Genomic DNA, 20,116 nt, shown 5'->3' with positions numbered 1-20,116 from the left:
AGGGATCCGGGCGGCGGGCGCGGGGCCCTTCTCCTCGCGGGGGTACGGTCAGCGGCGACGACGCCCCTGGTCCCCGTAGCCCTCTCCCCGCTCGAACTGCTGACGCATCGCGGTGTCCTGCTGTTGCTGGTACTCCTCGGACATCTGCTGCTGGCGCGCGGCCGCCGCGGCCACCGCGCCCTGCGCCGAACCGAGGGCGTCCTGGGCCCCCTGCGCGAGCGGCGCGCGCGAGCCGCTCGCGCCGTTCATGACCTGCGGCAGCAACTGGGCGGTCAGCAGGGTGGACAGCGCCGAACCGTCGCCGGTACCCCCCTCGGTCTGGACCACGACCGGGCGCGGGGCCCGCTCGGCCAGCACCGCGCCCACGTCCAGACGACGGCGGGCCAGCTCGTACTCCAGGACCGCCCGGTTGTCCCGGTAGGCGGTGGCCAGACGCTGCTGCGCCTTGGCCTCGTTCTCGGCGGCCACCAGGTCGGCCCGGCCGCGCGTCTCGATCTCGTACCGCACCCGCTGGGCCTCGGTCTCCTGCTCCTCCAGCATCTGGGCGACGTCCTTGCGCGCCTTGTTGAGGGAGGCGTTGACCTCGACGATCTTGGCGTCACGGGTCTTCTTGGAGCGCTCGATGTCCATGAGCAGGGTGTCGATACGACGCTTGCGGGTGAGCTCCCACTCCTGCTCGTAGGCGACCAGCTCCTTGGCGACCCGTTCCCGGGTGGCCAGGTGCTGCTGGTACTGGTTGGGCAGCTGCACGTCGGGGATGTTGCAGCCGGTGATGACCACGCCGTACTTGCGCAGCTGCTCGTTGAGCAGGCGGCGCATGTCCTCGACGTTGGATCCGCGCAGGTCGTAGGCGGACTCGGTGTTCACCTGACGGCTGCGCTGACGGATGGCGTCCTGCACCGCGCTGGACAGCACCAGGTCGAAGTTGCTCGCGCCGATGGTGGTCACGAACGCGTACGGCTCGTCGATGCGGAACTTCAGGAAGAACTCGATCGACTTCAGCGGCACGTTCTCCCGCGTGGGGCAGGCCAGGACCGGTGCCGTGTAGGGGATCTCCGTACGGGTGTCGACCACGAAGTCGACGCGGGCCCACGGGTGCCACAGGTAGTGGCGGCCCGGGCCGATGCTCCTGGCGTAGGCGCCGTACTTGGTGAGGATGCCGGTGGTGCCCTCCTCGATCTCGACGATCGATCCGCGCCACCACCACAGGACGGCGGCCAGCACGCTGAGGACACCGACGATCAGGGTGGGCACGGCCAACAGGGACGAGGCCCCCAGCCCCTCGCCGATCACGACGCGGATGGACATGACCAGCGCGGAGAGCAGCGCGAACAGGCCGAACCAGACCAGGATCATCCAGCGCAGGCCCCGGTTGTCGCGCGGGATGACGACGGGGACGATGGCCCCCTGGTCTCCACCCCGTAGAAGGCCGGCGAGGTCGCCCCACGAGGCGAGGGACTCCTTGATGTTGGAGCCGCTACCGGGGTTGAAGGACTCGCTCATCTACTGACCTCCCGGGTTCTGGCCGCCCTGCGCCCACGGGGGCAACGGCGGGTCCTGCGGGTTCTGCGGCGTGGTGTCGGGGGACGGGAGGGCGGAGGCGTCGGCCTCGGCGTCCTCCTGAGCGGCCTCGGACAGACGCTCGTCGATGGCGTCGTCGCTCACCGACTGGCGGATCTCCTCGACCAGGTCCTGTCCCGGGTCCTCCGCGGCCGGGCCGCGGACGTCCTCGGAGTCGCCCTCGACGATCTCCTCGATCTCCTGCTGACGCCGGGCGATCCGGTCCTGGATCTCGCCGAGGCGACCGCGGATCGCGGCCATGTCCTCGTCGGAGAACAGGGCGGTGTCGGCCTGGCCGATGATCTCCTGGGCGATGCGCAGGTAGTCGACGCTGGCCGCGTCTCCGGAGCCGATGCGCAGCACCTGGGGCAGGCTGTCGGCGACCGCCTCCAGCTTGTCCAGGAGGTTCTCCCGGAAGCGGTAGTTGAGGATCTCCGGGGCCTCGGCCGCGCTGACGGCGCGGATGTCCAGGGCCTGGGCCTGGAGGAGCGCCGAGTTGGCGTTGGCCTCGGACTCGGCCTCCACGAAGCGCTGCCGTGCCAGGGCACGGGCCCGGTTGGTCTCGCGCTCCAGGGCGGTGTCCATCTGCGCCTGGTACTGGGCGATGTCGGCCTGGATCGCCGACAGGGTCTCGTTGAGGGTGGCGAGCTCCTTGTTCAGGTCACCCTCGTTCTGTTCCTTGCGCAGTTGCAGCTCGTACTCGAACGTGTAGGCGTCCTTGGCCACCCGCACCATCTCCGGGGCGGCCAGGTCCATCCGGTACTCCTGGCTGGAGGGCTCGGCGTGGGTGATGTTCGCGCTGGTGAGGACGACGATCCCGCTGAACTGCCGGTTGAGGGCCTCCAGGAGACCGTGGGTGGACTCGCCGACCATGTCGTAGATCGCCGAGGCCTCCTGCTCGTAGATGAGGCTCCGGGTCGTCTCGGAGATCGCGTTGTTGAGCTTCTCCTGGAAACCGGGCACGCCGCCCAGGGTGTAGACGAAGTCCGTGGCGTTCTCGATCTTGAACTGCACGAACAGGTCGACGGAGGCCTGCACGCCGCTCTTGGTGGGGGCGGAGCGGATGGGGGCGTTGAAGGGGTACTCGCGCGTGGTGTTGACGATGTAGGAGACGCGCTTCCACGGGTTGAGCAGGGTGACCCGACCCGGCTGGAAGAGGTTCTCCATCTTGCCGAAGCGGGTGACGATCGCCTGGCAGCCCTCGGGGACCATCACCATGCCCTGGCGCCACCACATGAAGGCGGTGACGGCGAGGGTGACGAGCCAGTAGTGGAGGCCGAAGAAGGGGTGGAGCAGCGGGTTGCTCCCCAGGGTGACCGTCTCCGGAACCACGACGGCGACCGTGCCCACCAGCCCCAGGGCGATGAGGACGATGGCGGGGAGCATCGTGACGAAGGTGCGTCCCCGGGGGATCACCATCGGGCAGATGACGTGGACGGGGCCGCCGGAGCCGCGCTCGTAGTAGCTGCGGTTGAGCGCCTCGCCCGCGTTGTTCAGCGAGGTGGTCTTCTGTTCGATGCGGGTGTCGACGGAGGTGCCCTGCTCACGCGCGGCGATGAAGTCGCGCGGGTCGAGTCCGCCCTCCGAGCCCTGTCCGGACCCTTGGGAGCCCGATCCGGACATCTGGCCCGCGGCCTGTTGGACCGCGTCGGTGACGGCCTGACGCGGATCGGCCCCTTGGGCCATCGCACCGGCCGCACCGCGCACTGTCTGCGCGAACGACATAGGCAAGCACTCCATTCTGGAACAGCGGGAACTGACGACTTCGACGCGGCGTACACCGCTCGGGTTCCAGGTGAGAGCGGATTTCGTACGCGAACAGGCGATAGTGGCCAGAACATAAGAGTGCCATGCGGACAAACCGAAACACAGATCCGTGGCTGGAGCGTAATGCGACCTCTCCCCGACCTCTACATGCGAGCCGCCCGAGGACCCGCCGAGGAGGGGGCTACCGTCGAAAGGGACGGAACACATCCATGGGGAGGATCCCGATGACCGCACTACCCAGTGCCGCCCTGACCAGCGCCGGTCTGATCGGCGGCTACTCGGTGGCCCGCGCCACCGGCAACAGGCCGCTGGGCGGCGCCGTCCTGGCCGCGTGCGGCGCCGCCGCCTTCGAGACCTGGCGTCGCCGCTCGGGTCTGGGCACCGCCGTAGCGTTGACCGGTCTCTACGTGGGGGCCTTCGGCCTCTCCCACCCCCTGGCCAAGAAGGTCGGCGCCTGGCCCTCGGTGCTCGGGGTGACCGCGGCGACCGCCGCCGTCGCCACCGTCGTCGGCGACCGGAAGGGCGACTGACCGTCCCCTCGGAACGTCCACGGGACACGGAGACGACGAAGAGGGGGAGACGCCGCGCGGCTCCCCCTCGATCACTCGGTCCCTAGAGGTCTCGTATCGCCTCTAGAGGCCTCGGATCAGCTGCAACCGCTGGTGGCGCCGCAGCCCTCGCAGGCGTAGCAGCTACCGGAGGGACGCATCTTGGTCCCGCAGGTGATGCACAGCGGAGCGTCCGCCACGAAACCCTCGGAGGCCGGGGCCCGCTTCTCCTCCGCCTCGGCCGGGGCGGTCGGGGCCGACTCGGTCGTGGCCGCGCCGGTGGAGGCCGACTGGGAGTAGGACTCCACCTGGGCGGCGATCTGGGCCGGGTCCTCGCCGTTGAGCTGCGCCTCGCGCTCGGAGGCCGACAGCACGCCCAGGGCCGCGCGCTCCTCGTAGGGCAGGTGGTCCAGCGCCAGACGACGGAAGATGTAGTCCACCACCGACTGCGCCATGCGGATGTCCGGGTCGTCGGTCATACCGGCCGGGTCGAAGCGCATGTTGGTGAACTTCTCCACGTAGGTCTCCAGCGGGACCCCGTACTGGAGGGCGATGGAGATCGCGATGGAGAAGGCGTCCATGACACCGGCCAGGGTCGAGCCCTGCTTGCCGAGCTTCATGAAGACCTCGCCCAGACCGTCGTCCGGGTAGGAGCCGGCGGTGATGTAACCCTCGGCGCCGCCCACGGAGAACGAGGTGGTCTCGCTCGGCCGCTTCTTGGGCAGACGACGACGGACCGGACGGGGCACCTCGACGACCTCGGGGGCCGACTCGGTCCTCTCCTCGGCCTTGTCCTCGGTCTTGGCCGTGGACAGGGGCTGTCCGACCTTGCAGTTGTCGCGGTAGACGGCCAGGGCCTTGAGCCCCAGACGCCAGCCCTCGAAGTAGATGTGCTCGAAGTCGGCGACCGTCGCCTCCTCCGGCACGTTCACCGTCTTGGAGATCGCGCCGGACAGGAACGGCTGCACGGCGGACATCATGCGCACGTGACCCATGGGCTGGATGTAGCGGCGGCCCATCGCGCAGTCGAACACCTCGTAGTGCTCGGGGCGCAGGGACGGGGCGTCCACCACGTGGCCGTTCTCGGCGACGTACTCGACGATCGCCTCGATCTGCTCGTCCTGGTAGCCCAGGTTCTTGAGCGCCCGCGGGATCGCCTGGTTGACGATCTGCATGGAGCCGCCGCCGACCAGCTTCTTGTACTTGACCAGCGAGAAGTCCGGCTCGATGCCGGTGGTGTCGCAGTCCATCATGAAGCCGATGGTGCCGGTGGGCGCCAGCAGGCTGGCCTGGGCGTTGCGCCAACCGTTGCGCTCGCCGACCTTGAGGCATTCCGCCCACTCGCCGGTGGCGGCGGCGTGGATGGGCTCCTCCAGGGTGCCGATGGTGCGCAGGTCGTCGTTGGCGGCGGCGTGCTTGCGCATGACCCGCTTGTGCGCCTGCTCGTTGCGCTTGTAGCCGTCGTAGGGGCCCACGACCCCGGCCATCTCGGCGCTACGGCGGTAGGCGGCGCCGGTCATCAGCGAGGTGATGGCGGCGGCGACCGCGCGGCCGCCCTCGGAGTCGTAGGCGTGACCGGTGGCCATGAGCAGGGCGCCCAGGTTGGCGTAGCCGATGCCCAGCTGACGGTAGGCGCGGGTGGTCTCGCCGATCTTCTCGGTCGGGAAGTCGGCGAAGGTGATGGAGATGTCCATCGCCGTGATGATCAGCTCGGTGAGCCGGGTGAACCGCTCGACGTCGAAGGTGTCGTCCTCGCGCAGGAACTTGAGCAGGTTGATCGAGGCGAGGTTGCAGGAGGAGTCGTCCAGGGACAGGTACTCCGAGCAGGGGTTGGACGCGGAGATGCGACCGGTCTCGGGGTTGGTGTGCCAGTCCTGGATGGTGCCGTCGTACTGGATGCCCGGGTCGGCGCACTCCCAGGCGGCCTTGGCCATGCGGTGGAAGAGGCCCTTGGCGTCGACGGTCGCGATGACCTCGCCGGTGGTACGGGAGGTGAGACCGAAGTCGGACTCGGTCTCGACCGCGCGCATGAAGGCGTCGGAGACCCGGACCGAGTTGTTGGCGTTCTGGTACTGGACGCTGAACATGTCGGCGCCGCCCAGGTCCACGTCGAAGCCGGCGTCGCGCAGGGCACGGATCTTGTGCTCCTCGCGGGACTTGGTCTCGACGAACTCCTCGATGTCGGGGTGGTCGACGTCCAGCACGACCATCTTGGCCGCGCGGCGGGTGGCGCCACCGGACTTGATGGTCCCGGCGGAGGCGTCGGCGCCGCGCATGAAGGAGACCGGACCGGAAGCGGTGCCGCCCGAGGTGAGCAGTTCCTTGCTGGAGCGGATGCGGGACAGGTTCACACCCGCGCCGGAACCGCCCTTGAAGATGATCCCCTCCTCCTTGTACCAGTCCAGGATCGACTCCATGGTGTCGTCGACGGACAGGATGAAGCAGGCGCTGACCTGCTGGGCGGAGGTGGTGCCGACGTTGAACCAGACCGGCGAGTTGAAGCTGAAGAGCTGGTGGGCGAGCGCGTACTTGAGCTCGTGGTCGAAGACCTCGGCGTCCTCGTCGGAGGCGAAGTAGCCGTTCTTACGACCGGTGTCGGTGTAGACCCCGACGACGCGGTCGATGAGCTGCTTGAGGCTCCACTCGCGCTCGGGGGTGCCGAGCGCGCCACGGAAGTACTTGCTGGCCACGATCTGGGTCGCGTTCACCGACCAGGTCGTGGGGAACTCCACGCCGCGCTGCTCGAAGTTGACGCTGCCGTCGCGCCAGTTCGTCATGACGACGTCCCGACGCTCCCACTCCAGCGTGTCGTAGGGGTGGGTACCGGCGGTCGTGAAGACCCGCTTGATCTTCAGGCCCTTGCGCGACCCCTTGCCCTTGCGTCCCGTAGGGCCGCTGGTGGTTTCCGTCATGACGGAGTCTCCCCGAAATACTGATCGTGCGCGGAAACGCTGATGCCCGCGCGGATGTCCCTGGTGGCGGGGTGGGTCGACCACGGCGGCGTGCTCCCTCGCCGTGAGGTCGACCACCCGGGATGATGGCTCCGGACGTCGCGATGGACGTCCGGACTGCTAGCCCGAAGTTGTGGTGTCGATCGCGGGTCGGGGCGATCCGTTCCCCTCGGACGGTTCCTCCCGCTTCGAGGGGTCCTCCCCTCGGTCACGGCGCAGACCGGCGATCTCGGCCTCGAAGTCGGCCAGGCTCTCGAAGCCCCGATAGACGCTGGCGAAGTGCAGGTAGGCGACCTCGTCCAGGTCGCGCATCGGGCCGAGGATGGCCAGCCCGATCTCGTGGGCGGGGACCTCGGCCACGCCTCTGGACCGGATCTCCTCCTCGACCTTTTGCCCCAGTTTGGCGAGGGCGTCCTCGGAGACCGGGCGCCCCTGACAGGCGCGGCGGACGCCGGCGATGACCTTGGTGCGGCTGAAGGGCTCGGTGACCCCGGAGCGCTTGGCGACCATGAGCAGGACGGTCTCCTGCGTGGTGAAGCGGCGTTCGCAGACCGGGCAGGTGCGGCGGCGTCTGATGGCCGCGCCGTCGTCGGTGGACCTGCTGTCGATCACCCGGGTGTCCGGATGGCGGCAGAACGGACAGTGCATCCCGGTTCACCTGCTTCCCTCGACCCGAACAACGACCCGTAGGTCTACTTAACCACAACTTCTAGGCGCAAGCCCCATCGGCAACACCAGATGTTGTGGTCGAACCTAGCCCTCCGCAGCGCGGGTCGCAACCTTGACGACGGCGTGTTCCCGGGCTCGCGTCGAGGACCCTCGCGGGGCGCTCGGAGAGGGGGGTGGAGACGGGGGCGGGGCGGTGCCGGACACCGGCGTCAAGACTACGGGAACGGAGGGCGCGCGCCCTCCGTCCGGCGATCCGCCGGAGCGGCGTCCGCCCCTTACGAGGCGGGCCTTTCCGGCCCGTTCGGACCCTCGACCGACTTCCACGAGACGAACCCCATACCGCCCTCGGACCGACCCCCGGAAAGCCGTTTTCGACATTGGCCGAACACCCTCGGACGAAGACGCGCGAACGCCCGATCGAGGGGACCCGAAAACGTCCATCGAAAAGGCCCGGTCATATCTCCACGACCCTCGAACGCTTGTTTGATATCACCGTGTGCAACGACTAATCTTGACCTTGTTTTCACGCCGGTTTCACCACCCCGCGGACCAGCCGGTCGGCAGGGCCGGCACCGGACACCCGAACAGGCCCTGACCGAACCGAACACCGAGGAGGCCCGGCCGTGCCGGAGGACAACCCCGGAGCCGATCACTCCGGAAACACCACCGTTCTTTCGCCCGTGGGTGACACGGGCGGTGTCACGCCCGTCGCCCCCAAACTCACCGCGCGCCAACAGAGCGTTCTCAACTGCATCCAGCGTTATGTTCGCGAACGCGGTTATCCGCCCTCGATCCGGGAGATCGGCGAGACGGTCGGCCTTTCCAGCCCCTCCAGCGTGGCCCACCAGCTCAAGGTGCTCCAGCGCAAGGGCTACCTGCGCCGTGACCAGAATCGGCCACGCGCCGTGGAACTGTGCGTTCCCGGCCGCGACGAGGGCCAGAGCCTGACCCACGACCAGCTCACCGCCGACGCCACCCGCGCCGCCTCGGTGCCCTTGGTGGGACGGATCGCCGCGGGCGGCCCGATCCTGGCCGAGGAGTCGGTCGAGGACGTCCTGGCGCTGCCCCGTCAGCTGGTCGGCGAGGGGCGTCTGTTCATGCTCACCGTGGTCGGCGACTCCATGACCGACGCCGCCATCACCGACGGCGACCTGGTGGTGGTCCGCCAGCAGCCCAACGCCGAGAACGGCGACATCGTCGCGGCCATGCTGGACGACGAGGCCACCGTGAAGGTGTTCCACCGCGGGGCCGACGGTCACGTGCGTCTGATGCCGCGCAACGACGCCTACGAGCCGATCGACGGCGACGAGGCCACCATCCTGGGCAAGGTCGTCACGGTCATGCGCCGCGTCTGACCCCCTCCGCGAACGGTGGAGGGCGCGGCCCACGGACCGGCCGATACTCTGAAGAACGTGTCCATTCGTGTCCGTGTTCCCGCCCTCCCCGACCGTTCCTCCCGACGTACCCTCCTCACGTCGGCCGTGATCGCCGTCGCGCTGTCCGCCTCCGCCTGCTCCCCCGGCGACGAGGGGCCCGAACCTCCCGGGCTCTCCGCCGACGGCCGCGACGTGACCTTCGAGGGCGGCGGGTTCACCGTCGAAGGCTCCTTCACCCACCCCGAATCCCCGGACGGGGAGCCGGTGCCGGGCGCCCTCATCATCTCCGGCAGCGGGCCGACGAACCGGAACGGCAACAGCGACGGCCGCCCCGAGGCCGACACCAACCTCAACCTCTCCCGGGTCCTGGCCGGCGCCGGGGTGGCCTCCCTGCGCTACGACAAGTTCGGCAGCGGCGACCCCGACACCTGGGACGAGAAGACCGTCGAGGCCATGGGCGAGGACATCGATCCCCTGCTCTTCGACGCCCAGATGGCCGCCGCCTACGAGGAGCTGATCGCCCAGCCCGAGGTGGACCCCGAACGCACCCTGATCGTCGGCCACAGCGAAGGCGCCCTGTTCGCCCTGCGCGCCCGAGAGGTGCTGGAGGACGCCGACCCCGCCCTGGTGCTGGCCGCCCCGCCCGGGGCCCGCATGCTCGACGTCATCGACCGACAGATCACCGAGCAGGTCCGCACCGCCGAGGCCCAGGGCGCCGTGAACGAGTCCGACGCCGCGATGATCCTCTCCGACATCCGGACGGCCCGCGCCCTCGTCCGCGCCGGAGACGAACTGGACATGTACGACCCGACCGGGATCTTCGCGCCTCAGAACCAGGACTTCCTCGCCTGGATCGACGCCTTCGACCCGGTCGACCTCGCCCGCGACCTGCCGGACGACACCCCGGTCCTGGTGTTGTGGGGCGAGGAGGACGCCCAGATCCCCCGGGACGAGATCGATCGGCTCATGACCGGGTTCGAGGACGCCGAGCGGGTGGACCTGCCCGGCACCGACCACGTCCTGCGCGAGTACGACGACTCCCCCGGCGCGGCCGCCCTCGACGGCGACCGGCCCTTCTCCCCCGACGTGGCCCCGGCCCTGGAGAGGTTCGTCGACGGGCTCTGGTGAGCCCTCAGTCGGCCGCGGTGCCCTCGGGCAGCTCGGCCACGATCGAACGGGCCAGACGCTCGGCGTCCTCGGCCGCGCTCTCCCCGTCGACCGATCCGGTGGCCTCGTAGTCGGTGGCGGCGGTGTAGCAGGTCTCGACGTACAGGTTGGAGACCCGCACCCCGGTACAGCCCACCTCGAAGGCCCCGGTCTCGACCCACCGGAGCGCCTCGTCCCCCAGGTCGTCGACCGGTTCGGGCTCGTGCCCCTGCGCGGTGGAGGAGAGGGTGCCGGAGGCGACGTCCGGCCCTCCCTCGACCGGGGCGGCCACCAGGACGAGGGTGGCGGCGGCGGGCACGGAGGCGCCCTCCCCCTCCGGGGTGGCCCAGCGGCACTGCCAGCCGGTACCGAAGGTGTCCTGAGCGGTACCGACGGTCTCCTCGACCTCGAGCCGGTGGTCGGGGACGATCTCGTCGAGGACCTCGGTCCGCCCGATCCCGCATTCGGGGGCGGCCTCGAATTCTCCGCGCTCACCCCCCGAGGTCAACAGGTACCAGGCCAGGAGACCGGAGGCGGCCAGGACGATCAGGGCCAGGACCACCAGGGCGGTGGTGGCGAACACACGGCTCTGCGGTGGCGGTGTCCCCGGGTCGGCGGCCCCGTACGGGGGAACGCTCACAGGGTCTCCTCCAGCCGGGCCGCGAAGTCCACCACCGTGTCGCGTGCCCTGCCGAAGGACACCGGCTCCCCGTCGGCCTCCCCCACGTAGGAGACCCGGACCAGCATGTTGTCGCGTTGGAAGGCGAGTTCGGCGGTGCCCGGCAGTCGTCCGCGCCAGACCCCGGCCTCGGTTCCTCCGGCCAGGTCGACCTGCTCCCCGCGGACCGGGACGGCGGCGTCACGGGCCAGGACCGCCGCCCGCTCGCCGGTGACCACGGGTTCGGCGGAGGCGTCGGTGAAGCGCGCGGACAGGTCCACACGCAGGGAACCCCGCCCCTCTCCGTCGGGGGCCAGGGAGGTCCACACGCACGTGCTGCTCTCCCCGCCGGCGAGGGGGCCGTGGCCCTCGGTCTCGGGGGTCGCTCCGGGAAGGGCCGAGAGCACCGCGTCCTCGGGGATCGACGCGCACGTGGGCGCCGAGGCGAGGACGTCGTCCCCGTCGGGCCGGTCGGGATCGTCCCCGGCGAGTACGAGACCACCGCCGACGGCCGCCCCCGCGAGCAGCACGGCCCCCGCCCCGATGATCAGCGCCCGCGTCCACGGTCGGGGTCCAAGCCCACCACCCGCCGCCGAAGAGCCCACTCGGCCACCGCCTCCCAATACGTGTTCAGGACAACCGTAGGGGGCGGTGATCACCGTCGCGACCACCGCCCCCGTCGGGCGCGTCAGCCGACGACGATGTTGACCAGCTTGGGCGCGCGGACGATCACCTTGCGGACCGTCTTGTCACCGATGAACCCCTGGGCCTTCTCCGAGGCCAGGGCGAGACGCTCCAGCTCCTCGTCGGAGATGTCGGGGGCCACCGCCAGCTTGTCGCGGACCTTGTTCTGCACCTGGACGACACAGGTGACCGTCTCCTGGACCAGCAGCTCCGGGTCGGCCTCGGGCCAGTTCCCGGCGGCCACGGTGCCCACGTGCCCCAGCTTCTCCCAGCCCTCCTCGGCCACGTAGGGCGCGAAGAGCGACAGGGCCACGGCCACGAACTCGGCGGCCTCGCGCACGGCCGGGTCCCCGGCTCCGGGGCCGGAGTCGATCGCCTTGCGCGTGGCCGAGACCAGCTCCATGCAACGGGCGATCGCCACGTTGAAGCGCTTGTCCTCGATCAGGGCGGTGATCTGGTCGATGGAGCGGTGGGTGATCCGGCGCAGTTCGACGTCGCCGGTGGCGGGGTCCGCGCCCGGCGTACCGGCGGCGCCCGCCTCGTGCATGACGCGGTAGGCCCGGTTGAGGAACTTCAGGGCCGCGGTCGGGGACACGTCGGCCCAGTCCACGTCCTCCTCGGGCGGGGAGGCGAAGAGCATGGTCAGGCGGACCGCGTCCACACCGTAGGCGTCGATCTCCTTGCCCAGGTCGACACCGTTGCCCAGCGACTTGGACATCGCCCGGCCCTCGTTGATGACCTGACCCTGGTTGGTCAGACGGGCGAAGGGCTCGGTGAAGTCGAGCATGCCCATGTCGTGCAGCACCTTGGTGAAGAAGCGCGCGTACATCAGGTGCAGGGTCGCGTGCTCCTTACCGCCGATGTAGTGGTCGACGGGGCCCCACTTGTTGACCGCCTCGGTGTCGAAGGGGGCGGTGTCCAGGTGCGGGGAGCAGTAGCGCAGGAAGTACCAGGACGAGTCCACGAAGGTGTCCATGGTGTCGGTGTCGCGCTCGGCCGGGCCGCCGCAGGAGGGGCAGTCCACCTCCACCCAGTCCTTGGCCGCGGCCAGCGGGGAGATCCCCTTGGGAGCCAGCTCGGCGCCCTTGAGCTCGGGCAGGGTGACGGGGAGCTGCTCGTCGGGGACGGCGACCTCGCCGCAGGAGGGGCAGTGGACGATCGGGATCGGGGTGCCCCAGTAGCGCTGGCGGGAGAGCAGCCAGTCGCGCAGACGGTAGTTGACCGTGGCCTCGCCGGTGCCGCGCTCGGCCAGCACCTCGATGATGCGCTCGATGGCCTCGTCCTTGGACAGGCCGTCCAGCGGACCGGAGTCGCGCAGGACGCCCTCGCCGGCGGTGGCGACGCCGGTCTCGGCCGGGTCGGGCTCGCCGGTCTCGACCACGACCCGCACGGGCAGGTCGAAGGCCAGGGCGAAGTCCAGGTCGCGCTGGTCGTGGGCGGGGACGGCCATGATCGCGCCGTGACCGTATCCGGCCAGGACGTAGTCCGCGGCCCAGACCGGCATGCGCTCGCCGGTGACCGGGTTGACGGCGTACCGGCCCAGGAACACACCGGTCTTGGGGCGCTCGGTGGTCTGACGCTCGATGTCGGAGAGCTTGGCGACGTCGGAGCGGTAGGTCTCGAAGGCCTCACGCTGCTCCGGGGCGCACAGTTCCTCGGCCAACTCGGCGTCGGCTGCCACGACGAAGAAGGTCGCTCCGTACAGGGTGTCGGGGCGGGTCGTGAAGACGGTGACCGGCTCGTCCCGGCCCTCGATCTCGAAGTGGACGTCGGCGCCGGTGGAGCGGCCGATCCAGTTGCGCTGCATGGCCAGGACCTCGTCCGGCCAACGTCCGCCATCGAGCTGGTCCATGTCGTCCAGCAGGCGCTGGGCGTAGTCGGTGATCTTGAAGTACCACTGGTTCAGGGCGCGGCGCTCGACCTCGGCGCCGCAGCGCTCACAGCGGCCCTGGACGACCTGCTCGTTGGCCAGCACGGTCTGGTCCTGGGGACACCAGTTGACCAGGCCGTCCTTGCGGTAGGCCAGACCCCGATCGAAGAAGCGGGTGAACAGCCACTGGTTCCACTTGAAGTACTCGGGGTCGCTGGTGTGGATACGACGGGACCAGTCCACCGCCACGCCGTAGCGGCCCATCGAGGCGGCCTGCGTCTCGATGTTGGCGTAGGTCCACTTCTCCGGGTGGGAGTTGTTCTTGATCGCCGCGTTCTCGGCGGGCAGGCCGAAGGAGTCCCAGCCGACGGGGTGCAGGACGTTGTCGCCGCGCTGGAGGCGGTAGCGGCCGATCACGTCGCCGATGGCGTAGGCCTCGGCGTGTCCCATGTGCAGGTCACCGGAGGGGTAGGCGAACATGTCCACCACGAAGGAGCGGGGCCGGTCGTCTCCGGGGTCCTCGCTCGCCTGGAACGGAAGCTCGGCCGCCCAGCGCGCCTGCCACTTGTCCTGGAGGGCGCGGGCGTCGTAGGTGTCGCCCGTCGTCTGGTCGCCGTCTACCGCTGTCATCAGATCTCTTTCGTGGGTGCTCCCGCGTCGACGCGGGTGGGGGAAACGGATCTCCCTCGAAGCGGGAGGAGGGGTGCCGCCGTTCCATGACCCGTGCGGGACGTGCGGCTCCTCGGCCGTTCCTCGGTCTGTCTGTCCTCTTCAGGTTAGCGGTTGCCGTCCCCCGTCGAAGCCCTCTTCCCCGCCGCCTCCGGCGCACCCGCCCCCCTCTGACACACGGGTCGGTCCCCACCCCTTCACGCCCTCCCCACCGACCGCGCGGTTTGTTACTCTTCCGTCAAAGTGGCGCAGAACACGCGACGCAGGTCACATCGACCCTGCTCGCACCTGTCCGGATCATCTGCCGCGGGAGGCCCCCATGTTCAACCTGTCCACACTTCTGGAGGACGGAGCGCGCTCCGTACCCGAGAAGGAGTGCCTGGTCTTCGGCGACACGCGCCTGAACTACGCGATCACCGACATGATCGCCTCGCAGGTCGCGAACCTGCTCGTGGCCCGGGGCGTCCGGCCGGGCGATCGGGTGGCGCTGGCCAGCCCGAACCTGCCCTACTTCCCCTTCGTGTACTTCGGCGCCCTCAAGGCCGGCGCCGTGGTCGTGCCGCTCAACGTGCTGCTGACCCCCCGGGAGATCGCCTACCACCTGGAGGACTCCGGGGCCAAGGCGCTCTTCGCCTTCACCGGCACGCCCGACCTCCCGCTGGGTCAGCGGTCCTTCGACGCCTTCGAACAGGTGGAGAGCTGTGAGCTCTTCGTGGACATGCCCGCCACCGCGGGGGCGACCGAGTCCACCATCGAGGGCGCCGAGACCATCTGGGCCGCCCTGGACGGCATGCCCGGCACGTTCGAGACCGTCCAGTCCAACGGCGACGACACCGCCGTGATCATCTACACCAGCGGCACCACCGGCCGCCCCAAGGGGGCGGAGCTGAGCCACACCAACCTGATGATGAACGCGGTGGTCGCCGCCGGCCTGGTCAACCCGCACCCGGACGGGCGGGACGTCTCCCTCGTCGTCCTGCCGCTGTTCCACATCTTCGGGCAGACGGTGATGCTCAACGCCGCCCTGTACCGGCACGGCACCATGGTGCTGTTGCCGCGCTTCGACGGCGATCAGGCCCTGAGCCTGATGCAGAAGGAGGGCGTCACCGGTTTCGCCGGGGTGCCCACCATGTACTGGGGTCTGCTCAACGCCGCCCGGGCCGCCGAGCCCGGCCGCTACGACCTCGAGGGGATCGCCGCGAACATGGTGGACGCCGTCTCCGGTGGTTCGGCCCTGCCGGCCCGGCTCGCCGAGGACTTCACCGAGCTCTTCGGGGTCGGGATCAAGGAGGGCTACGGCCTTTCCGAGACCTCGCCGGTCGCCTCCTTCAACAACCCCGCGACCGGGGCCAAGCCCGGCTCGATCGGCCGCCCGGTCTGGGGCGTGGAGATGAGGCTGATCGACCCCGACTGGAACGAGGTCGTCAAGGAGAAGGAGGGCGACGAGGACCCGGTCGGCGAGATCGCGATCCGCGGCCACCTGATCATGAAGGGCTACCACGACCGCCCCGAGATCAACGCCGAGGTGATCAGGGACGGCTGGTTCCGCACCGGCGACATCGCCCGCCGTGACGACGACGGCTTCTACTTCATCATCGACCGCTCCAAGGACATGATCATCCGCGGCGGCTACAACGTCTACCCGCGTGAGGTCGAGGAGGTCCTGATGACCCACGACGCGGTCGGCCTGGTCGCCGTCGTGGGCGTGCCGCACGACACCCACGGCGAGGAGATCAAGGCGTTCGTGATCCCCAAGGAGGGCGCCGAGGTCACCGCCGAGGAACTGGACGCCTTCGCCAGGGAGCGTCTGGCCGCCTACAAGTACCCGCGCGAGTTCGAGTTCCGCACCGAGCTGCCGATGACCTCCACCGGCAAGATCCTCAAGCGCGAGCTGCGCGAGGGCTGATCCGGAGCGGGCATGGACGAGGGGCCGCCCGCCCGGGCGGCCCCTCGATCTCGTGTCGATGACAGCGGCCTCAGCCCTTGACCGCACCCTGCACCAGCCCCGCCACCAGCCAACGCTGGACGAGGATGAAGAAGATCATCACCGGGATGGTGATGATCGTGGAGGCGGCCATGACGTGGCCCCAGTCGTTGGAGTACTGGCCGAAGAACTGCCGCAGCCCGACCGCGACCGTGTAGTTCTGACTCTGGGTCATGAACGTCATCGCCAGCACGAACTCGTTCCAGGCCACGATGAAGGAGAAGATCGCGGTCGCCACCAGACCCGGGGCCACCAACGGGAACAGCACCTTCCAGAACATCTGCGGCCACGAGGCCCCGTCGATGTAGGCGGCCTCCTCCACCTCCTTGGGCACCGCCGCGACGAAGCCGCGCATCATCCAGATGGCCAGAGGCAGGGAGAGGGCCACGTAGGCGATGGCCAGGCCCAGCACGGTGTTGAGCATCTGGAGGTCCCTCACCTGGAGGAACAGCGGGATGACCAGGGCCTCCAGCGGCACCATCTGCACGATGAGCACGAGGACCAGCACGGCCGTGCGGAACCGGAAGCGGAACCGCCCCACCGCCACCGCCGCCAACATCGCGAGCACACAGGAGATGGCCACGGTGATCGCCGCGACCGTCAACGAGTTGCGCAGGTAGAGGGAGAAGTTGCCCTCCACCATGACGTACACGAAGTTGTCGAAGGTGAAGGAGGTGGGCAACAGCGCGCCCGTTCCGGAGGTCGCCCGGTCGGAGAAGGCGCTGACCAGCATGAAGTAGACCGGGAACAGGGTGAAGAGCAGCAGCAGCGAGATTCCGGCGGCCTTGGCCACGATCCGCCCCACGCGGAGCCGGTCCCCATGCCGACGTGCCTCTCGTACCCGGGCCTCCCAGGAGGCCCCGTCCCGCTCCGCGTCGCTCCGGGAGTCAGTCATGTCCTACGGCCCTCCTTCGACGACGCCCGCCGCGCCCGACGGCGCCGAGGGGATATGTCCTGAAATCCCGTTCATCCCGCGAAGAGCGGGGAAAGAGGTGAGCGTGCGCGTGAACGAACCCTCCGGCCCCTCCCCTACCGAGGTCATCGCCTCCTGGCTCCCCTACGACGCCCGTTTCCGGGAGAACGCCGTCCGGCACGCCCTCGCCGACCCGAGTGGGCGCGGGCTGCACCGGTACGTCGACCGCCTGGCGCGCGGGAACGACGACGACGGACCGCTGACCGAGGACGGGCTGCGCACCATGGCCGCGATCCGCGAGGATCTGGCCGGGCGCCCCCTGGCCTCGGTGGACTGGCGTTTCGTCCGCGAACGTCTGGTCTCCGACCCCGATCGGGCGCGTCCCCCGTCCTCTCACGTGTCTCATCTGAGCTCGTCCTCTCGGAACAGCGCGCGCAGGTAGACGAGGGTGACCACCAGGAGCAGCAGCGTGAGCATGACCGCGATGGCCGACCCCTTGCCGAAGTCGTTCTGGCCGAAGGACTGGATGTAGGACCACACGCCCAGGTTGAGCATCTGTGATCCTCCGACGTCGCCTCCGGGCATCAGGTAGATCTGCGCGAACACCTTGAAGTCCCAGATGGTGGACAGCACGGTCACCACGGCGAACACCGGCCGCAGCGTGGGGAACGTGACGTGCCAGAAGCGCTTCCACGCGCTCGCCCCGTCGATCCGGGCGGCCTCGTACAGCTCCTTGGGCACCGTGAGCAGACCCGCCAGCACGGTCACGGCCACGAACGGGAAACCGCTGTGCACGATGTTGAGCGTGACGATCGCGTAGAACCAGAAGCGGTCCGCGAACCAGTTGTGTCCGGAGGGTTCGACCACCCCCAGGGACATCAACGCCTGGGCGACGACCCCCTGATCGACGTCGAAGATCCAGATCCACACGTAGGTGCCGCTGACCGCGGGCATCGCCCAGGCCACCATGATGCAGGAGACGACCACCACCCGGGCGACGGAGCCCAGGGTGGACAGCAGCAGGGCGACGAGCGTGCCGAACACGATCGTCAGCACCACCGCCACCAGCGCGAACAGCACCGTGTTGACGAGCACGACCCGCCACAGGTACGGATCGGACAGCAGGTCGACGTAGTGCCGCAGTCCGATGAACTCGGACTCCCCCGAGACCAGGTTGGCCAACCTGAAGTCCCGGAAGGACAGCCACACGATGCGGCCGATGGGGAAGAGCAACAGGATCCCGATGACCCCCAGCGGAGGGGCCAGCAGGACCCAGGGCAGGAGGGTGCGTCGCCCCCGCATGCTCAGGAGCGGCGCCCGTCCCGACCGCTCACGGGTCGGTGTGTTCATCAAGCGCCCTCGTTGAGAAGTCTTTCGATGGTCGCGGCCGCGTTCTCGGTCGCCTCGTCCACGGTCGCGTTCCCGTTCAGGATGTCCTGCTGCATACCGACCAGGACCCCTTCGGCCTCCACCTGGGACCAGGCCGGAAGCGCCGGGGTGCTACGGCCCGCGTCGAGAAGCTGCGTCGCGAACGGCCGGACCAGCGGATCGTCGGATTCGGCGTAGGTCTCGATCTGCTCCACCCCGGCCGGGAAGAAGCCGCTCTCCTCGCCCCAACGGTCGAAGAGGTCCGTACCGGTGAGCATGTCGACGTACCGCCAACCGGCCTCCTCGTTGCCGGTGCCCTCGAACACCGACAGCAGGGATCCGCCCGCGAAGGAGTCCGTGTAGCCGCTCTCCCGCCCGGGCAGGACGAAGGCCCCCAGCTTCCCCTCCAGGTCCGGGTTGGCCTCCAGGATGGCCTTGGGGTTGGAGCTGTTGGAGATCGCCATGATGGACTTCTCGTCCGAGAGCGACTCCATGACGTCGATCTCGTTCCAGTTGACGGCGCCCGTCGTGGACAGACCGTCCTCCAGCGCCAGGCCGGTGAAGAACTCCACCCCGGCGCGTCCCTCGGGCGAGTCGACGGTGGAGGTCCAGGTGCCGTCGGGCTCCTGGACGGCCAGCTCTCCGCCACCGCCCCAGATCCACGGCATCACCGAGTACTGGGCCTGTCCGGGCACCGGGAAGACGATCATGTCCTCCTCGGCCTCGGCCAGGTCGAGCGCGGTCTCGCGCAGCTCCTCCCAGCTCGTCGGCTCCTCGTGGCCGTGCTCCTCGAAGATGTCCTTGCGGTAGATGATCGACCTGATCGAGGCGTACCAGGGCACACCGTAGGCCGCGTCGTCGACGACGCCCATCTCGTACATCTCCTGATGGAACCGGGAGGGGTCGTCGATATAGCCCGACAGGTCGTGCAGGGCTCCCGCGGCGGCGTACTCCGGGGTGAAGGTGGTGCCGAGTTCGATGACGTCGGGCACGGTCCCGCCCGCGATCGCCGTGGAGATCTTGTCCTGGGCGTCGGCCCAGGGCACGAACTCGACCTCGACGTCCATCCCGGTCTCCTCCGTGAAGGCCTCATTGGCCGCGTCGAAGAAGGCGGAGGCGTCGGGGTTGGTGCCCTCCATGATCCATACCTGAAGGGCGTCGCTCGTGTTGTCGTCGCCACAGGCCGTCGCCGCAAGCACCAGGGCCAGAGAGGCCGCGGGGAGGGAAACGTACTGGTGTGCTCGTCTGCGGGCCATGGGCTCGCCTCCCGTTCCGTTCGAGGGTCCCCTGAGGGTTGGTAGGAAACCTACGTAAAGAACGACGACTTGTGAAGTAAACCACTGCGACTTGTGGCTGAGCTGTTAGGGGAGGTTCGCGACGCCCCTTCCGGTCACTCGCTCAGACCGGCGACCTGGCGCAGGGTGGAGATCAGTTCGGCCCTCTTGTAGACGGCCGTTCCGATCGCGGCGCAAAAGGCCGCGAGCATGTGGACGTAGACCATGGGGTCGCCCCGGGTGAAGCGTTCGGCCACCTCCTCCTCGCCCACCGAGTGCGCCTCCCACGCGGTGGAGACGGCGAACTCCAGCTCCGGCGGGAGCATCTCGGCGACGGTCGTGGCCACGGCCTCACGGGAATCGGCCGGCTTCCACACCACCCCGGTGCTCTGGACCCGGCGGCTGAGGAAGGCGGCGATCACCTTGAGCTCGGACAGCACGTCGTCGGCGTCGTCGGTGGCCGGGGGGATGAGCCGGTCCAGCTCCTCCCGGTCGTGGTCCACGTAGGCACCGACCAGGGCGATCGCGGTCTCCTTGACGTGGTCCGGAAGATCGGGGGCGGGCGTCGGTTCGCCCTGGGAGGCGTGGTCGTCGGAGGACACGGTGGGTCCCTTCACAGCAGATGGACGCTTGCGCAACGCCCCCATCATGCCCCCTCACCGCCCCTTCGCGGGGCAGG

At 69.3% G+C, this 20,116-nt stretch carries 16 protein-coding genes; 5 read left to right on the top strand and 11 right to left on the bottom strand.

The genetic code is table 11. The annotated features are described in order from the left end of the window. Positions 1-48: 48 nt before the first annotated feature. Both TR33_RS20775 and TR33_RS20770 read right to left on the bottom strand, forming a co-directional pair. Positions 49-1,503 carry an SPFH domain-containing protein gene (locus tag TR33_RS20775; RefSeq protein WP_042284843.1) on the bottom strand — a complete coding sequence of 485 codons (1,455 nt, stop codon included), beginning with the start codon at positions 1,501-1,503 and terminating at the stop codon, positions 49-51. Beyond that, positions 1,504-3,285 carry an SPFH domain-containing protein gene (locus tag TR33_RS20770; RefSeq protein ID WP_014912156.1) on the bottom strand — a complete coding sequence of 594 codons (1,782 nt, stop codon included), beginning with the start codon at positions 3,283-3,285 and terminating at the stop codon, positions 1,504-1,506. A 266-nt stretch (positions 3,286-3,551) separates the two neighbouring features. Between TR33_RS20770 and TR33_RS20765 the strand changes: the two genes are divergently transcribed. Further along, positions 3,552-3,857 carry a hypothetical protein gene (locus TR33_RS20765; RefSeq protein WP_014913239.1) on the top strand — a complete coding sequence of 102 codons (306 nt, stop codon included), beginning with the start codon at positions 3,552-3,554 and terminating at the stop codon, positions 3,855-3,857. 116 nt (positions 3,858-3,973) lie between these two features. On the opposite strand, the gene TR33_RS20760 is transcribed toward TR33_RS20765, so the two are convergent. Further along, on the bottom strand, positions 3,974-6,787 hold the full coding sequence (locus TR33_RS20760) for a vitamin B12-dependent ribonucleotide reductase (RefSeq protein ID WP_042284841.1): 2,814 nt from the start codon (positions 6,785-6,787) through the stop codon (positions 3,974-3,976). A gap of 159 nt (positions 6,788-6,946) precedes the next feature. Next, positions 6,947-7,474: a transcriptional regulator NrdR gene (nrdR, locus tag TR33_RS20755; RefSeq protein WP_017533822.1), complete on the bottom strand. Its 528-nt coding sequence runs from the start codon at positions 7,472-7,474 to the stop codon at positions 6,947-6,949. Between the two features lie 701 nt (positions 7,475-8,175). Between nrdR and lexA the strand changes: the two genes are divergently transcribed. After that, positions 8,176-8,850 carry a transcriptional repressor LexA gene (lexA, locus tag TR33_RS20750; protein WP_014913245.1) on the top strand — a complete coding sequence of 225 codons (675 nt, stop codon included), beginning with the start codon at positions 8,176-8,178 and terminating at the stop codon, positions 8,848-8,850. Positions 8,851-8,907: 57 nt separating this feature from the next. Beyond that, positions 8,908-9,999, top strand: coding sequence for an alpha/beta hydrolase family protein (locus tag TR33_RS20745; RefSeq protein WP_378757744.1), 1,092 nt, complete (start codon positions 8,908-8,910; stop codon positions 9,997-9,999). Positions 10,000-10,003: 4 nt separating this feature from the next. On the opposite strand, the gene TR33_RS20740 is transcribed toward TR33_RS20745, so the two are convergent. The 3 genes from TR33_RS20740 to leuS all read right to left on the bottom strand — a co-directional run bounded on the left by TR33_RS20740 (position 10,004) and on the right by leuS (position 13,859). After that, positions 10,004-10,657, bottom strand: coding sequence for a hypothetical protein (locus tag TR33_RS20740; protein WP_042284839.1), 654 nt, complete (start codon positions 10,655-10,657; stop codon positions 10,004-10,006). Then, entirely contained in the window at positions 10,654-11,280 is a 627-nt protein-coding gene (locus TR33_RS20735) for a hypothetical protein (protein WP_234305908.1), read from the bottom strand. The genes TR33_RS20740 and TR33_RS20735 overlap by 4 nt, the downstream gene beginning before the upstream one ends. A gap of 83 nt (positions 11,281-11,363) precedes the next feature. Then, on the bottom strand, positions 11,364-13,859 hold the full coding sequence (gene leuS / locus TR33_RS20730) for a leucine--tRNA ligase (RefSeq protein ID WP_014912095.1): 2,496 nt from the start codon (positions 13,857-13,859) through the stop codon (positions 11,364-11,366). Between the two features lie 358 nt (positions 13,860-14,217). Here leuS and TR33_RS20725 point away from each other — a divergent pair, with 358 nt between their 5' ends. Beyond that, a complete protein-coding gene (locus TR33_RS20725; RefSeq protein WP_042284837.1) occupies positions 14,218-15,804 on the top strand; it encodes a long-chain-fatty-acid--CoA ligase in 1,587 nt (528 codons plus the stop codon). A gap of 70 nt (positions 15,805-15,874) precedes the next feature. Here TR33_RS20725 and TR33_RS20720 read toward each other — a convergent pair whose 3' ends face one another. Beyond that, positions 15,875-16,777: a carbohydrate ABC transporter permease gene (locus tag TR33_RS20720; protein WP_017533816.1), complete on the bottom strand. Its 903-nt coding sequence runs from the start codon at positions 16,775-16,777 to the stop codon at positions 15,875-15,877. A 109-nt stretch (positions 16,778-16,886) separates the two neighbouring features. Between TR33_RS20720 and TR33_RS20715 the strand changes: the two genes are divergently transcribed. Beyond that, positions 16,887-17,237 (top strand): hypothetical protein, encoded by a 351-nt coding sequence (locus TR33_RS20715; RefSeq protein ID WP_234305907.1) that lies wholly within the window; start codon positions 16,887-16,889, stop codon positions 17,235-17,237. Here the strand turns inward: TR33_RS20715 and TR33_RS20710 are convergent. The 3 genes from TR33_RS20710 to TR33_RS20700 form a co-directional block, all read right to left on the bottom strand. After that, positions 17,198-18,145 carry a carbohydrate ABC transporter permease gene (locus tag TR33_RS20710; protein WP_017533815.1) on the bottom strand — a complete coding sequence of 316 codons (948 nt, stop codon included), beginning with the start codon at positions 18,143-18,145 and terminating at the stop codon, positions 17,198-17,200. The genes TR33_RS20715 and TR33_RS20710 overlap by 40 nt on opposite strands. After that, positions 18,145-19,419 carry a sugar ABC transporter substrate-binding protein gene (locus TR33_RS20705; protein ID WP_017533814.1) on the bottom strand — a complete coding sequence of 425 codons (1,275 nt, stop codon included), beginning with the start codon at positions 19,417-19,419 and terminating at the stop codon, positions 18,145-18,147. The genes TR33_RS20710 and TR33_RS20705 overlap by 1 nt, the downstream gene beginning before the upstream one ends. A 134-nt stretch (positions 19,420-19,553) precedes the next feature. Continuing rightward, the gene (locus TR33_RS20700) at positions 19,554-20,039 is read right to left on the bottom strand and encodes a hypothetical protein (RefSeq protein WP_014912467.1); all 486 of its coding nucleotides are present in this window, start codon (positions 20,037-20,039) and stop codon (positions 19,554-19,556) included. Positions 20,040-20,116 lie beyond the last annotated feature (77 nt).

This window comes from Nocardiopsis alba (assembly GCF_000710955.1).
In the GTDB taxonomy this organism is placed as follows: Bacteria; Actinomycetota; Actinomycetes; order Streptosporangiales; family Streptosporangiaceae; genus Nocardiopsis; species Nocardiopsis alba.
This window is presented reverse-complemented; position numbering and strand designations above follow the sequence as displayed.